Below are 14,727 nucleotides of genomic sequence, written 5' to 3'. Positions count from 1 at the left end.
AGGACTCTCATGACAGACCATACTATGGCACAGCAAAAAAGTATTCGCCCAGAAAATCACAACACTTTAGGGTGGAGACTTTTTTTGGTTTATGACATCTTTATGATGGCAATCATTGTTTTTAACCTTTTTTGTCTCTGTGCCAATGTTTTTTTAATGAGCAGCTTTGGTCAGTTATTTTTCGATGAAATCCATTTACCTCAAGTTTTAGCCTTTTATAAATCAGACCTACACCCTTGGGTTATTAAAACTGAAGGATGGTTTATTTTATTTTTAGTTGTTGAATTAGCTGTACGTTGGTTGATTGCGATTATTTATAAACATCATCAACGTTGGTTCTTTTTTCCTTTTGTTCACTGGTACGAAATTTTAGCCATCATTCCTTATTTACGTTTTTTACGTTTAATTCGTGCAGGAATTATTGCCTATCGTTTACATGAACTCGGCTATAAAGTTATTCCTGACAATATTATGAAAAAAGTATTGTTTTACTATCGGGTTGTGATGGAAGAAATCTCTGACCGTGTTGTTGTATCTGTGATTGATGGTATTAAATATGAACTTGATACGAGCTCTAGTCACAAAAAAATTATTCATGACTTAGTTGATCATCATCGTGATATTTTTGCACAAGCCTTGGCTGAAATTTTACAAGATGCTTTAGCCAATGAACTCAAAGCACAACAAAACCTCATTGCAGATCATGTTGGGCATATTGTCAAAAAAGCAATTGAAGATACACCTCAACTGACTCAGCTTTTAAGGCTTATTCCTATTGCAGGCAGCATGATCGAAAATCAAATCCAAAATATTGGGCAACAACTCGGTGAAAATATTACGCATGGTTTAATTGACCCATTAACAGAAGGTAGCCACACTCAACCAAATCAAATTTATACACTCATTTCAGATAAAGTCAGTCAGCTCAATATTGAAAATAAAAAACTTGAAGAATTGGTCGAATCTGTGGTCTATGAGAGCCTTGAATCCTTGCGCAAACAAGTCAAAATCAAGCAGTGGCAAATCGAACTAGAAAAATACGATCAAAGCAAAGACTAAGTGATTCAAAGATTGAACAAATCAATGCAAATATTTGTATCTTTGCTAGTGAAATTAGTCAATTTGTTCTAGCATTTGTGCAGTTTCGACAAATTGACTTTCTCTATAATTTTCAGGTGACAACACCTGTAAGGAATAATTATGGCTGATATACGGATTACGGGCAGAATGGTTAATTTTACCCGATTAACCTTTGATACAAATGATCATAATGCCATCCGCCAGCAACTTGCAGCAATGATGAATGAAACCTCTTATCAAGGGGCTTTAGTGATTCTCGACAGTACAGTTGAACAGGAGCTTATCGCACTAATCCAGCTTTTAATTAGTCTAGATCTACAACCAATGGGTGTTATTGATGGCATTTTAGAAGAACAAGCTCGCGCCATTCAATTTCCAATTTTACCTGCTGATCGCCCTTTGCAACGGATCAAAGCAACGAAAGAGCAAAAAGTTGAAACCCCGACAAAGGATTCAACAAACACCACAGATCAAGCTGCTAAAGTTACACAACAACAAACAACGATTCAGCATATTACGTCATATCATGATGAAATTTTGCGGACAGGACAATGTTTAGTACAAGACCATGGTGACATTATTCTCACCGCAGGTATTAACAGTGGCTCAGAGGTTATTGCTTCAGGAAATATACATATCTACGGCATTGTTCGTGGTAGAGTCATCGCAGGTGCAGGCGGTAATAGCGCTGCAAGAATTTTTTGTCATTCCTTAGAAGCTGAACTGGTTTCTATTGCAGGAACATATTGCGTAGCAGATGATATTCCAGCGGAATTCCTTAAAAAATCTGTACATATTTACTTAAATGATCAGCAAGAACTTGAGTTTTCAGTTCTGCAATTTTAAAGTATAAATTAACACCATAATAAACTTCCCTTATCAAGGGGATGAATGACCATAACAGGAGTGGATTCGGTGGCCAAAATTGTTGTCGTTACATCAGGCAAAGGCGGCGTAGGTAAAACTACAACAAGTGCATCTTTTGCAACAGGATTAGCCCTTCGTGGTCATAAAACTGTTGTGATCGATTTTGATGTCGGTTTGAGAAACTTAGACTTAATCATGGGTTGTGAACGCCGTGTTGTTTATGACTTTGTAAATGTTTTAAACAATGAAGCTCGTTTACAACAAGCATTAATTCGTGATAAAGACATTGAAAATCTTTATATTTTACCTGCTTCACAAACACGTGATAAAGATGCATTAACCGATGAAGGTGTTGCACGTGTCATGGATGAACTTTCACAAGAGTTTGATTACATTATCTGTGACTCACCTGCAGGTATTGAGCGTGGTGCTATTCTGGCAATGTATCATGCAGATGAAGCAATTATTGTGACAAATCCTGAAATTTCTTCGGTTCGAGATTCTGACCGTATTATTGGTATGCTCGACAGCAAAACCAAGAAAATAGAAAATAATGAAGGACGTGTTCGCAAACACTTATGTATCACTCGTTTCAATCCAGAACGTGCTGATAAACAAGAAATGCTAACCATTGATGATATTTCTAAAGATATTTTACGTATTCCGACTTTAGGTGTAATTCCTGAATGCCCAAGCGTATTACAAGCATCAAATGAAGGTAAACCTGTCATTCTTTATACAGAAGCAAGCGCAGGACAAGCTTATGATGACTTAGTTGCACGTTTCTTAGGTGAAGATCGTCCATATCGTCATATTACTGTTAAACCTAAAGGTTGGTTAGCTAGATTATTTGGAGCGTAATAATGGCAGGATTTTGGAGTAAATTATTTAGTAATGATGATAAGCCTTCAAGTGCGCAAACTGCGAAAGATCGTTTAAAAGTTATTGTTGCATCTGAACAAGGTTTAGGTAAACGTTTGAGTCAAGATAAAATTGATCAAATGAAAAAAGAAATCATGCAAGTTGTCAATCGCTATGTCCGTGGTGTAGACGAACAACATATTCAAATGTCTGTTCGCTCTGAAGCAAATATCGAAATGCTGGAAATGAATATCAATTTACCTGAAGAACGTTAATTTCATAATTGATTAGTCAAGTAGATTGATTCAAGGCAAAATATGAGACAGGATTAACGAACTTAAAACATCGTTTTAAGGATTTGCCCAGTCTCAAGACGAGAAGCGTATGCTTCGAGTGGGCAGATTGAGCTAAATTGTTTTTTCTGCCTTATTTTTTGCCTTTTTTATTAGACATAATTCAGAAAACCTTTGCAGTATTCCTTATAAGTAGTTCTTAAAAAGCTTTTTATAATACTGAAGAATGTCAATTTTTTATTTTAAGGAGATGCTGTTATGGCACTTTCACAGCCAGCAACGTTCAACGAGGAATGGTCGGACGAGCGTGTTTTTGCCTATTTAGATCAGTTACCTCCAGCAGGTGTCAATGCTGACTTTCATGTGCTTTATCATGCTTTTAAACACATGCGTCCTTTTGACTATGAACGCTTATTAAATAAATTTATCGCAGATCGTCGTGACATCAATGCAACAAATCCTGAAGGTCAACGTATTCATGATGTGATTGCACAATATCCACGTCAAAAAGAAGGCTTTTTAGAAGTTTTAGCAAAATTTGCTTAATCTAAAATGACGTATAAAAACCTGCACATTTTGCAGGTTTTTTTATAGCTAAAAATCAATTTTTAAACCATTTCACTCAAAATTTACAATTATTGATTGATGATTATTTATTAATAATTAAATAAGATCCAAATGCAGTAAATAATCCACCAGATATACCATCAATCCATTTTGCTGCACGTTGATAAGCGGTTTTAAAACTCGGCAATGAAAAAATGAATGCTACAAAAACAAACCAGATCAATGTTTCTACCCCAACAATCAACAATAAAACTGCATGCATGTGATCTAATTGAGGATTTGCAAGAAACATAGAAAAAACACTACCAAAGTAAATGACAGCTTTCGGATTAGATAAGTTCGTCAACAAACCTTTCATAAAAAACTTAAAATGGCTTTTAGGTAATTCAACTTCAACGATTGGACTATTTATTTTTTGCTTGGAAAATGCAGATTTTAATAACTGAAAGCCTAGCCAGCATAAATAAATACCACCTAATACCAACATGACATGTTTAAACCAAACAAATTTTTCAAAAATATAATTTAAGCCCATTAAAGCAAAAAATGCCCACAACAATACTGCAACTGTAATTCCCAATACCACACACATCGCTTGAGTACGAGAACGACTAATCGCAGTTTGAGAAACAATAAAAAAATCTGGACCTGGTGTAACTAAAGCACAAAAATGGATAAAAACTAAGGTACTTAATGCCAATAACATGAGAGATCCCCTATTGGGTGAAAGAACATCTTGAACTGAAAATGATTTATTTCAAATTAAAAATCTCGCTGAATTAGCCACTAAGTGTGCTACAAAATTGCAATGAGCCGAAACTCATTGCCAATCTCAAGTTAAACTCAATCAAACTAAAATTTCTCGTTTTCCATTTGGTCCCATTGCACTCACAATGCCCTGTTCTTCCATCTGGTCAACAATACGTGCAGCACGGTTATACCCCAAACTAAATTTACGCTGTAGCGATGAAACAGATACTTTACGTGTTTCTAGCACAAAAGAGACGCACTGATCATATAAAGCATCACGGTTTGGATCACCATCGCCATCTTCAAAGCCTTTTGATGTTGGCTCTTCATCATAAGGTGTTAAAATTTCATCCACATAATTTGGCTCGCCACGTTCGCGCCAAGCATCACAAATTCTATTGACTTCATCATCAGAAATAAAAGCCCCATGTACACGCTCAGGTTCAATTTTACCTGGTCCTAAGAACAGCATATCACCATGACCTAATAAGTCTTCTGCACCACCTGCATCTAAAATTGTTCGTGAGTCAATTTTACTATTTACACGCAATGCAACTCGTGTCGGTATATTGGCTTTAATTAAACCTGTAATCACATCAACCGAAGGGCGCTGTGTAGCAAGTAATAAATGAATTCCTGCAGCACGTGATTTTTGTGCCAATCGTGTAATCATTTCTTCAGCTTTTTTACCCACTTGCATGATCATATCTGCAAATTCATCAGCAACAATAACGATTGAAGGTAATGGCGTCAAACGTGGTGCGCGTTCTTGTGTTGCTGAGTCGCTAGCTTTCCATGTTGGATCAATTAAATCTTCACCATTGGCAATAGCTTCTTCAACCTTACGATTGTAATCCGCTAATTTACGAATTTTTAAGAATGACATTAATTTATAACGGCGTTCCATTTCATTAACACACCAGTTCAATGCACTCACAGCATCTTTCATATCTGTGACTACAGGTGTCAATAAATGTGGAATATCATTATAGTTTGCTAATTCTAATTGCTTTGGATCAATCAGAATTAAGCGTAATTGATCTGGTGTATATTTCAACAACATTGACAAAATCATGGAGTTAACAGCAACAGACTTACCTGAACCTGTTGTTCCAGCCACCAACATATGTGGTGCTTTGCCTAAATCGGTAATAACAGGACTACCTGAAATGTCTTTACCCATTGCCATTGAAAGTAGACCTGCTGGGTCTTTAAATGCTGGTGTTTCTAAAAGCTCAATCAGGCGCACCATTTCACGAGAACTATTTGGTACTTCAATGCCAATATAAGGTTTACCTGGAATAACCTCAACCACACGCACAGACGCCATTGACATAGAACGCGCCAAATCACGTGAAATATTAGTGACTTTAGACGCTTTTACCCCTGGTGCTAAATCTAATTCAAAACGTGTAACAACAGGACCTGGTTGTGCTTCTATCACTTTTGACTTGATGTTAAATTCTTGTAATTTAATTTCAAGCAGCTCTGACAAACGCGCTAATTGATCAGCCGTGAAGTTTACTTTTTTATTAGGGTCAACTTTATCTAATAACTCATAACCAGGTAATGTTGGCAAATCACGTCTTTTTTGTGCGACTTGCATAGCACGCGACATTGGTCGACCAAAGGCATCTGTTAATGGCGCATCAAGATCAAATGCAAGCTCTTCCTGCGGATCATCCTCAGGTTTACCTGCTGTTTCCTGCCAAGCCTCTCTAAATGCATCTTTATCAGCAGCTATTCGAGATTTTTCTTCTTCAGAAACACTTGAATTCATTAAATGAGTTTGAATTTCTGCTTTCACTAAAGGCGTAGATTGAGCATAACTACTTGTTGTCCGAGCAACAGGCGGTTCAATGGTTGTTTCATCTGCCATTTGTGCTAAATCATCTAATTCATCAGCCAAACTATCTATTTTTTTATGAACAACAGAAGTATGTTCAACCTGCTCATTTTGCTGAGTGGTTTGACTAAATGGGCGATGCACATCTGTTGCTGCTCCCCCATTCGGTACAACAGCTAACAAATCATCAAAAACTTGGTCATCATCCCAGTCTAAATCATGTTCATCATGCGTATTTTGCTTTAAAGGTGCTGTATTTTGTTCAGTATGAACAACAGGATGAATCCGATGATTTTGATGATTTAATTGATCATCTTCGGACGCGCGCAATAATGCATCAATTTCTTGATTATGATCTTGTTTTTCATTTTGATTTAACGCTTTCCAAACTTCTCCTGTTGGAACAGTTTGTTGTGTTTCTTGTTTTAAGCGACGTGCTTTTTCTAAAGTTTTTTCTAACTCTAAATCATCAATTTCATTTTCAGCCAATAAAGTTTGTTGCCCTTGACGCTCTTGACTTACCATATCGTCAAACAAACGCTCAGCCGCTTGTTCATGGCGAGAAGCTTCTGCCTTAGGCACATTCATTTGTGCAACAACTTCTGTATGTTCTGGTGCATTATTTACAACAGGCTTTTTCTTACTTTTAACAACAGACTTTGGTTGCTCTGTTAAATCATAAGCCGATTCGCTTTCGGGTACATTTTTATAAAATAAATCTTGAAGATAAGCAGGCGTTGCTTTCATCATCGCCCAAGTTTTATTCCATTGAATACCAAAAGCCAAAGTAAATAGAATCAGTAGAAACAGGAATAAAAAAGCCCCTGCACCATAAATGGTGAGTAATTGCGATAAACTTTCGCCTAACTCATAACCGATGATTCCACCTGAAGCATTTGCCAAAGTATCAGCAGGTACATTCCAAAGTAAGTACAATAAACTTGCTGTCGTCAGCAAAATAAAAAATTGTGCTGCATAACGAAATGGAGTACTTAAAAAGCTTCTTGGCCACCACACTTGGATCGCTTCAACAAATAAAAAGAAAGGAATAAGTAAGCTTGCCCATCCTAAAAAGCCAAAGAGCAAATCAGCTATCCAAGCACCTGCTACGCCACTGGCGTTTGACACTTGTTGTGTGTCACTTGAAATATGCATCCAGCCTGGATCAAATGGGGTATATGTTACTGTTGCTAAAAACAGATAGATCCCAAATGAAATCAAGAATAATGTTAATAATAAGCGCTGTGCATAAACACTCGACACCGCAGTCATATATTGTCCTGTAACCGATTATTCATTAATGTACTTTTGTGAAGCGAATTACTTTCTTCATAGAAGAAATCTTTATATTATGCACCTCTTCTTGCAAAAAAGATGCAAGATTGTTGCAGTATGTTGTTAACTTATTTGTATATATTCGGTATATGGTTCAATTCGATTTAGATCATCAATATTATCGACATTGAACAAGTCCCATGACGATAAACTTTCACGTATAATTTTAACAGTTTCGATATTTTTGCTATAAAAAGGATGACAGGAATGAGCGTTCGTCACTCACGTTTAATTATTTTAGGTTCTGGTCCAGCAGGCTATAGTGCTGCTGTTTATGCTGCACGTGCAAACTTAAAGCCTACGCTGATTGCAGGCATGCAGCTTGGTGGTCAGTTAACCACAACGACTGAAGTTGACAACTGGCCAGGTGATCCTGAAGGTTTAACAGGTCCTGCACTGATGGAACGTATGCAAGCGCATGCTGAACGTTTTGGTACAGAAATTTTATATGATCATATTAATGAAGTAGATCTTCAAGTTCGTCCATTTGTTTTAAAGGGTGATATGGATGAGTACACTTGTGATGCTTTAATTATTGCAACAGGTGCAACAGCTCAATATTTAGGTTTAGAGTCTGAGCAAGCCTATATGGGGCAAGGTGTAAGTGCTTGTGCAACATGTGATGGCTTCTTCTATAAAAACCAAAAAGTAATGGTTGTTGGTGGTGGTAATACTGCTGTTGAAGAAGCACTTTATTTATCTAATATTGCTTCGCATGTAACCTTAGTTCATCGCCGCGATAAATTACGTTCTGAAAAAATTCTTCAAGATCATATCTTTGAAAAAGAAAAAGAAGGAAAAATCAGTATCATTTGGAACCATGCAGTTGAAGAAGTGCTTGGTGATGCGCAGTCTGGTGTAACTGCTGTACGTATCAAATCAACTCAGGATGACTCAACTCAAGATATCGATGTAACAGGTATGTTTGTCGCTATTGGTCATAAACCCAATACAACGATGTTTGAAGGTCAACTCGAACTACGTAATGGTTATATTCAAGTTCATAGTGGAACTGCGGGCAATGCCACAGCAACTTCTGTTGCAGGTGTTTTTGCTGCGGGTGATGTTGCTGATGACGTATATCGTCAAGCCATTACCTCAGCAGGTTCTGGCTGTATGGCAGCATTAGATGCTGACCGCTACTTAGATAGCTTAGAGAAATAAATCTAGTCTTTGAGTTTAAAACCGCCATTTATGGCGGTTTTTTATATTATTTAATCAGATCATTTCAATTTCATGAGATCCTTCCACTTTTTTTAAAAAATTGTGTTGCAATCCTAGCTTCACTTATAGCATCTTAACCATGGGGAATTATAAAGATCCACACTAAACCTAATGAAAAACTAGAGTTAAGGAATAAAAATGAGTACAACTTGGACTGATGGCTATCAAACAGAAGTAAATTACACCTATGGTTACTACAAAGATTTGAGCCCAAATTATCAAAAATTTTGCCTTTTACTTAATGGCGTTGATAGTCCTACCGAAAACCAAGATCATACACATTGCGAATTAGGCTTTGGGCAAGGTGTTAGTCTCAATATTCATGCTGCATCTGAATCAGGTCAGTTTCTAGGTACAGACTTCAATCCAGCACACGCTGCTCATGCCACTATGCTTGCTCACCAAGCACAGATCAGTCATCAGTTCTATGACGCAAGCTTTGAAGAACTCCTCAATAAAGATTTACCAATGCTTGATTCGATCAGCTTACATGGTATTTGGAGTTGGATCAGTCATGAAAATCAGCATATTATTTTAAAGTTTATTCGTAAATATCTAAAACCAAACGGTATTGTCTATATCAGCTATAACTGTGTTACTGGCTGGGCAGCCAATATGCCAATCCGTGAGTTATTCCATAGCCACTTTAAGTTTAATAGTGTTAGCACCAATCCTATTCAAAAAGTCAAAGATTCTCTCGCTTTTAGTGAAGCCCTGTTAAATCAAAATCCTAATTTTGCGCAGCGTAATCCTAATGCCATTAAAAAAGTCCAAGACTTACAACAACAAAATCCAAATTACTTAATTCATGAATATTTAAACCAAGACTGGCAATGTTTTTCATTCCAACAAGTTGTACGTATCTTAGAAGAAACAAAACTCACTTATGCAGGTTCAACCGATTTAAGTGCGCATTTAGATAATATTAATTTTTCAGAAGAACATCAGCAATTTTTAAATAAAATTGAACACCCTATTTTCAAGGAGCAATGCCGCGACTATTTTACCAATACCCAGTTTAGAAGAGACTTATTTATTCGTGGTAAAAATAATCTAAGTCCATTAGAAACACGAACTCGCTTAAGAAATACACCTTTTGCAATCTTAGTTGCACCTGAACATTTCCCTAAAACCATCACAGGATATTTAGGTCAATTTAATTTAATCCAAGACGTTTATGAACCATTAGGTAAACTTTTTAAAGAAGCAAATTATGCACCTCAAACGATTGCAACGATTGAGAAAAAACTTCCAGATCAATCTTATGAAAAAATCTTAAATGCACTTGTTATTTTATGTCATTTAAATTTAGCACAGCCTTGTCAAACCGATGTTTCAGAAGAAACACTCAAACATGCTCATCAGTTAAATCGCTTTATTTTAGAGCAGGCAAGTTTTCACAATAACTATCAGGTTTTAGCTTGCCCAATTTCGGGTATTGGTCTTAATGCTGATCAGTTCACGCAGTTATTCTATCGTGCGCACTTCATTGATGGCTTAAAAACAGCTAAACAATTTGCTGAATATGCGCAACAAGCATTAAATAATTTAGGTTGGTTTATTCTGGATAAAGGCGAAACCATTACTGATAAAGCACAAAGTCTAGCGCTTTTACAAAATAAAGCCCAAATTTTCCTTGATCAAGACCTCATCAAAATAGCCAAACAATTGAAACTTTTTGCATAACTTCTGCACGACATCCCTCAAAAAGATCAGCTAATATAAAGCTGATCTTTTTTTATTTAATCCCTATGCTGAATCCTTCAAAATTTAAATTTCCAGACCCTTTAGAATACGATCCTGAAGGTGAAGGACTGATTTGTATTGGTGCTGATCTAAATCCATCTACTTTATTTGAAGCATATACACATGGACTATTTCCATGGTTTTCAGAAGGAGAACCAATTTGCTGGTGGAGTCCTGAACCACGATGCATTATTCGCCCAAATCATTATCAGCCGAGTAAATCCTTACTCCGTAATATGAAAAAATTTGATTATAAAATTACAATTAATCAAGCTTTTCCTGAAGTCATTCACTCATGTTCCTTACCACGTAGCTATACCAATGAAACTTGGATTTCTGAGGACATTATTCAAGGCTATTGTGCGCTGTTTCAAGAAGGTTATGCCTATAGTGTTGAAGTTTGGGATCAAGATAAACTGGTTGGTGGCTTATATGGGGTGACAATTGGTCAAGGTTGCTTTGGTGAATCAATGTTTAGCACACAAACCGATGTCTCAAAAATGGCATTTTACACACTGATGCTAATTGGACAGGAAAATCAACTTCCTTGGATTGACTGCCAATTGGTCAATGATCACTTATTAAGCTTAGGTGCATGTACACTTTCTCGCCAAGACTATCTAAAATCGTTACAAAATGTAATTAAACACCCCCCTATAGATTGGAAAAGTTATCAAGAACGTGTATTTTCAAGTAAAACAATAGCGCAAATTGCAAAATTAATGGATTGAAAAGAATAGTCTTGAACAATACGAGGAGGGATATATCACGATGAACTCATATCACCCTAAGTCCCTATTGAATGACTTACAGTATTATATTACACCGCCTCATGGTTGCAGTTATTTGGCAGAAAAATCGGCGCGCATGGTATTTTTAGACCCTGCACATCGCATAGATGTTGTGACTTTATCTGAGTTATCACGTTTAGGCTTCCGTCGCAGTGGTGATTTTGTTTATCGCCCTGAATGCCATTTATGCCGCCAATGTTTATCTTGCCGTGTACCTGTTCATGAATTTCAAATGAATAGCGCACAAAAAAAGGCATGGAAACGCAACCAAGATTTAACAGTCAAAATTATATCTACCCAAGATGCCAATATAACGCATTATAAATTGTATGAGCGTTATATTAATTTAAGACATGCGGATGGAGATATGTTTCCACCGAGCTACGATCAATTTGAAAAATTTCTCATTCACAGTTGCAGCGATAGTTTCTTTTTAGAACTATGGAAAGATGAGCAACTCATTAGTGTCTCAACTTGCGATCAGCTAGATGATGGGATTTCTGCTGTCTATACTTTTTTTGATCCAGAAGAAAGTCGTCGTTCTTTAGGCGTATTTGCTATTTTAAAACAAATTGAATATGTTAAAACTTTAAATTTAGACTATGTATACTTAGGCTATTGGGTTCCGCACTCTACAAAAATGAACTATAAATCTCAATATGCTCCCTTTGAATTATTACTAGATGGTCAATGGCGTCGTATCAGCAGACATCTTGATCAAGATGAAATTAACAAACTGGGTGAAATGCTCATGACCACCCTTCCTTCAGAATGGAATGAGCCTATTATTAAATAAAAAAATTAAACTCAAAATCACTTAAATAGTGTAGCAAAATCATCACTACATGTTTTTACCATAATAATGGCATGTTCACGTGTTCCATTTTTATTTGGATAATAATTTTTACGTAAATCTATCTGATGAAAATCGGATTTTTCATATAAAGCGATTGCTGCCGTATTTGATTCACGAACTTCTAAGAAAATTTGCACGGGTTTATTTTTCAATAATTGAATAGATTGATCCAGTAATTTAAAACCAAAACCTTTACCCTGCTGACTTGGATGAATTGCCATAAGTAAAAGATTTGCTTCATCTAAAACAGGTTGCAAAATACAAAAACCCACCACCTGTCCTTGTGCTTCTAAAACTGTACTTTGATAGCTGAGTATAGATTCTTGAAACTGCTGCTTTGTCCAAGGGTGCGATTGAACAATATTTTCAATTTCTGAGACAGCATTTAAATCTGTCTGTTGCATTAAACGAATCATCTTCGTTCATCATCTTTGGAAATGGAAAGCGAATTATAAGAACTTCTATCTAGAAGTCTAATAAAAAGAGGAAGAATTCGATCCGTCCTCTTTAAAAATTAAATTTAACTGTTAAAAACCTAATTTATTTTTCCAAGTTTCCAATAATTCAACCGTATCTAAATCATTAGGATGAAAACTAGGTTTAAAATATGCCAGCATCTCTTTGGTCATACCTGCAATAATTCCTTTTGAAGGACTATATGCATATTTATAAATCATACCCAATTCTTTCATATTGAGTTTGCCATCTTCTTTTAGCAAACGAATTACAAAAGAAGACTGAGCTGTAAAAATCAAAGCCATTGCGATCACTAAAGCAATATTACGTAAAGCATAAGCCTTTAAACCCTTACCAAATACGCCTTCATAAACATCATAAGCAACCGCTTTATGTTCATTTTCTTCTACCGCATGCCAATACCACATATAAGACATGGTTGGATCTGTCATTAGTGCTTGAATATGCTGATTTCTTAATAACTCTGAAGCAATTGTTGCTGTAAAATGCTCCAGTGCTGTAGTTGCAGTTAGATCAACCATTTCTTGTGTCATACCAAAAGGCTTGACAGCACGTGCAAACCATTTACGTGCACCTTGAATCAAACGTCCTGTTTCACGTTCAAATTTAGCGACATCATGACCATATTTTTGTGCAGAAGCATTAAACCCAACATGCTCTTGTGTATGCATTGCTTCTTGCCCAATAAAAGCACTAATCTCTTTCTGTAAAGCATCATTATCTTTAATCGCTGGGTGATAACGAACTGCTCGCACTGAATCAATAAATAACTTTTCACCATCAGGAAACAATGCTGATAATGCTGTCATAAAATGGGTAATACCAGCAGAATTATTTGCCCAATACTCTGGCACATGATCAAAATTAAAATTCATACGACGTACTGGAAATGATGCACCTGCACGATTAGACACATTAACTTTAGCATTCATTAAAACAACTCCTATTAAGTGAATGATCACTTAAATCCTTTGTGATTTTTTTTCTTATTTTTATATTACATTTTTATCAAATTGAAATAATTGCTGATCAGGTCAAACAAATATCACTTAGGGACATAAGAAGTAATCATAAAGAATGCAAATCTAAGAAAAATCATCAGTACAATGATTAAAATATGACTTTCATTAAACAGAACATAAAAATTATCAATAAAAAATTAAATGAATAACATCAAAAACTTAATATGATTTTAAATTATTTTTTAATTATAAAAAAAGCGCCCCAAAGGAGCGCTCTTTTTTACACAATCAATGATTATGCAGTTACTTTAGCAACTACACCAGCACCAACTGTACGACCACCTTCACGGATCGCAAAACGTAGACCTGGGTCCATTGCGATTGGGTGGATTAATTCTACTGACATTTCAACGTTGTCACCAGGCATTACCATTTCAACGCCTTCTTTCAACTGGATCGCACCAGTTACGTCAGTTGTACGGAAATAGAATTGTGGACGGTAACCGTTAAGGAATGGAGTATGGCGACCACCTTCGTCTTTAGAAAGTACGTATACTTCTGCGTCGAATTTAGTGTGTGGTTTGATTGAACCTGGTTTAGCCAATACTTGACCACGTTGTACGTCTTCACGTTTAGTACCACGTAGAAGAATACCACAGTTCTCACCCGCACGACCTTCGTCAAGAAGTTTACGGAACATTTCAACGCCAGTTACAGTTGTTTTAACTGTGTCTTTGATACCAACGATTTCAACTTCTTCGCCTACTTTCACAATACCTGATTCAACACGGCCAGTTACTACTGTACCACGACCAGAAATTGAGAATACGTCTTCGATTGGCATTAAGAATGCTTTATCGATAGCACGCTCTGGCTCTGGGATATAAGTATCAAGCGCTTCAACAAGTTGAAGAACAGCAGGAACACCGTATTGACCATCTTCACCGTTAAGTGCAGCTAAAGCTGAACCACGGATTACTGGAGTGTCATCACCTGGGAAGTCATAAGTAGAAAGAAGTTCACGAACTTCCATTTCAACTAATTCGATTAACTCTTCGTCATCAACGATGTC

The 14,727-nt window shown here is 36.4% G+C and carries 14 protein-coding genes; 9 read left to right on the top strand and 5 right to left on the bottom strand.

Annotated features, from left to right (window positions below):
• Positions 1–24: 24 nt before the first annotated feature.
• From HX124_RS00070 to HX124_RS00050, 5 genes are all read left to right on the top strand, one after another.
• A complete protein-coding gene (locus HX124_RS00070) occupies positions 25–1,059 on the top strand; it encodes a preprotein translocase subunit SecA (protein ID WP_502872798.1) in 1,035 nt (344 codons plus the stop codon).
• A 141-nt stretch (positions 1,060–1,200) separates the two neighbouring features.
• A complete protein-coding gene (gene minC / locus HX124_RS00065) occupies positions 1,201–1,926 on the top strand; it encodes a septum site-determining protein MinC (protein WP_286381554.1) in 726 nt (241 codons plus the stop codon).
• 69 nt (positions 1,927–1,995) lie between these two features.
• On the top strand, positions 1,996–2,808 hold the full coding sequence (minD, locus tag HX124_RS00060) for a septum site-determining protein MinD (protein WP_107008261.1): 813 nt from the start codon (positions 1,996–1,998) through the stop codon (positions 2,806–2,808).
• A 2-nt stretch (positions 2,809–2,810) separates the two neighbouring features.
• Complete coding sequence (minE, locus tag HX124_RS00055; protein WP_004648029.1) at positions 2,811–3,083, top strand: cell division topological specificity factor MinE; 273 nt, start codon at positions 2,811–2,813, stop codon at positions 3,081–3,083.
• Positions 3,084–3,359: 276 nt separating this feature from the next.
• Positions 3,360–3,647, top strand: a complete 288-nt coding sequence (locus tag HX124_RS00050) for a PA4642 family protein (RefSeq protein WP_286378473.1) — start codon at positions 3,360–3,362, stop codon at positions 3,645–3,647.
• A gap of 103 nt (positions 3,648–3,750) precedes the next feature.
• Here HX124_RS00050 and HX124_RS00045 read toward each other — a convergent pair whose 3' ends face one another.
• Together HX124_RS00045 and HX124_RS00040 are read right to left on the bottom strand one after the other, a co-directional pair.
• Positions 3,751–4,374, bottom strand: a complete 624-nt coding sequence (locus HX124_RS00045) for a LysE family transporter (RefSeq protein WP_107008263.1) — start codon at positions 4,372–4,374, stop codon at positions 3,751–3,753.
• A gap of 141 nt (positions 4,375–4,515) precedes the next feature.
• Positions 4,516–7,536, bottom strand: a complete 3,021-nt coding sequence (locus HX124_RS00040) for a DNA translocase FtsK (RefSeq protein WP_286381553.1) — start codon at positions 7,534–7,536, stop codon at positions 4,516–4,518.
• A gap of 270 nt (positions 7,537–7,806) precedes the next feature.
• Here HX124_RS00040 and trxB point away from each other — a divergent pair, with 270 nt between their 5' ends.
• From trxB to HX124_RS00020, 4 genes are all read left to right on the top strand, one after another.
• Complete coding sequence (gene trxB, locus HX124_RS00035) at positions 7,807–8,763, top strand: thioredoxin-disulfide reductase (protein ID WP_107008265.1); 957 nt, start codon at positions 7,807–7,809, stop codon at positions 8,761–8,763.
• A 198-nt stretch (positions 8,764–8,961) separates the two neighbouring features.
• Positions 8,962–10,509 carry a methyltransferase regulatory domain-containing protein gene (locus tag HX124_RS00030; protein ID WP_286381552.1) on the top strand — a complete coding sequence of 516 codons (1,548 nt, stop codon included), beginning with the start codon at positions 8,962–8,964 and terminating at the stop codon, positions 10,507–10,509.
• A 65-nt stretch (positions 10,510–10,574) separates the two neighbouring features.
• Complete coding sequence (gene aat / locus HX124_RS00025) at positions 10,575–11,300, top strand: leucyl/phenylalanyl-tRNA--protein transferase (RefSeq protein WP_286381551.1); 726 nt, start codon at positions 10,575–10,577, stop codon at positions 11,298–11,300.
• A 40-nt stretch (positions 11,301–11,340) separates the two neighbouring features.
• Positions 11,341–12,156: an arginyltransferase gene (locus HX124_RS00020; RefSeq protein ID WP_286381550.1), complete on the top strand. Its 816-nt coding sequence runs from the start codon at positions 11,341–11,343 to the stop codon at positions 12,154–12,156.
• 17 nt (positions 12,157–12,173) lie between these two features.
• On the opposite strand, the gene rimI is transcribed toward HX124_RS00020, so the two are convergent.
• The 3 genes from rimI to HX124_RS00005 all read right to left on the bottom strand — a co-directional run.
• Positions 12,174–12,632 carry a ribosomal protein S18-alanine N-acetyltransferase gene (gene rimI / locus HX124_RS00015; RefSeq protein WP_107008269.1) on the bottom strand — a complete coding sequence of 153 codons (459 nt, stop codon included), beginning with the start codon at positions 12,630–12,632 and terminating at the stop codon, positions 12,174–12,176.
• A gap of 111 nt (positions 12,633–12,743) precedes the next feature.
• The gene (locus HX124_RS00010; protein ID WP_286381549.1) at positions 12,744–13,625 is read right to left on the bottom strand and encodes a metal-dependent hydrolase; all 882 of its coding nucleotides are present in this window, start codon (positions 13,623–13,625) and stop codon (positions 12,744–12,746) included.
• Positions 13,626–13,950: 325 nt separating this feature from the next.
• Positions 13,951–14,727 (bottom strand): elongation factor Tu (locus HX124_RS00005; protein ID WP_286381548.1); only part of this gene is annotated, 777 nt, incomplete at its 5' end.

The sequence above is a fragment of the Acinetobacter sp. 226-1 genome (assembly GCF_030329325.1).
Classification (GTDB): Bacteria; Pseudomonadota; Gammaproteobacteria; order Pseudomonadales; family Moraxellaceae; genus Acinetobacter; species Acinetobacter sichuanensis.
The sequence above is the reverse complement of the archived record's forward strand: the minus strand, read 5'-3'. Positions and strand labels throughout refer to the sequence as shown.

What these genes read in the sequence shown, in the direction of transcription:
- HX124_RS00070 (WP_502872798.1), top strand. Translation starts at nt 25, where the DNA reads ATGGCACAGCAAAAAAGTATTCGCCCAGAAAATCACAACACTTTAGGG.
- minC (WP_286381554.1), top strand. Translation starts at nt 1,201, where the DNA reads ATGGCTGATATACGGATTACGGGCAGAATGGTTAATTTTACCCGATTA.
- minE (WP_004648029.1), top strand. Translation starts at nt 2,811, where the DNA reads ATGGCAGGATTTTGGAGTAAATTATTTAGTAATGATGATAAGCCTTCA.
- HX124_RS00050 (WP_286378473.1), top strand. Translation starts at nt 3,360, where the DNA reads ATGGCACTTTCACAGCCAGCAACGTTCAACGAGGAATGGTCGGACGAG.
- HX124_RS00045 (WP_107008263.1), bottom strand. Translation starts at nt 4,374, where the DNA reads ATGTTATTGGCATTAAGTACCTTAGTTTTTATCCATTTTTGTGCTTTA.
- HX124_RS00040 (WP_286381553.1), bottom strand. Translation starts at nt 7,536, where the DNA reads ATGACTGCGGTGTCGAGTGTTTATGCACAGCGCTTATTATTAACATTA.
- trxB (WP_107008265.1), top strand. Translation starts at nt 7,807, where the DNA reads ATGAGCGTTCGTCACTCACGTTTAATTATTTTAGGTTCTGGTCCAGCA.
- HX124_RS00030 (WP_286381552.1), top strand. Translation starts at nt 8,962, where the DNA reads ATGAGTACAACTTGGACTGATGGCTATCAAACAGAAGTAAATTACACC.
- aat (WP_286381551.1), top strand. Translation starts at nt 10,575, where the DNA reads ATGCTGAATCCTTCAAAATTTAAATTTCCAGACCCTTTAGAATACGAT.
- HX124_RS00020 (WP_286381550.1), top strand. Translation starts at nt 11,341, where the DNA reads ATGAACTCATATCACCCTAAGTCCCTATTGAATGACTTACAGTATTAT.
- rimI (WP_107008269.1), bottom strand. Translation starts at nt 12,632, where the DNA reads ATGATTCGTTTAATGCAACAGACAGATTTAAATGCTGTCTCAGAAATT.
- HX124_RS00010 (WP_286381549.1), bottom strand. Translation starts at nt 13,625, where the DNA reads ATGAATGCTAAAGTTAATGTGTCTAATCGTGCAGGTGCATCATTTCCA.